A 236-nucleotide genomic window follows, 5' to 3' on the forward strand; every position below is an offset into this window, starting at 1 on the left:
CGCTGCCCGGCGAAATCCAGCCGCGCTATGCGACGCCGCTGTCGTTCCGCATCGCCGGCAAGATCATCGGGCGCAAGGTGCGGCTCGGCGATATGGTGAAGGCCGGCCAGATCGTCGCGCTGCTCGATCCGTCCGACGTCGAGAAGAACGTCGCCAGCGCGCAGGCGCAGCTCGATGCGGCGTCGCACACGTACGCGTTCGCGAAGCAGCAGCTCGACCGCGATCGCGCGCAGGCG

General features: G+C 69.5%; 1 protein-coding gene. It reads left to right on the forward strand.

Translation table 11 applies throughout. The features are described 5' to 3' along the window. On the forward strand, positions 1 to 236 hold a 236-nt coding region (locus SB816_RS34915), incomplete at both ends, for a biotin/lipoyl-binding protein (protein ID WP_410548614.1).

Source organism: Achromobacter sp. SIMBA_011 (genome assembly GCF_046535435.1).
Classification (GTDB): Bacteria; Pseudomonadota; Gammaproteobacteria; order Burkholderiales; family Burkholderiaceae_B; genus Achromobacter; species Achromobacter dolens.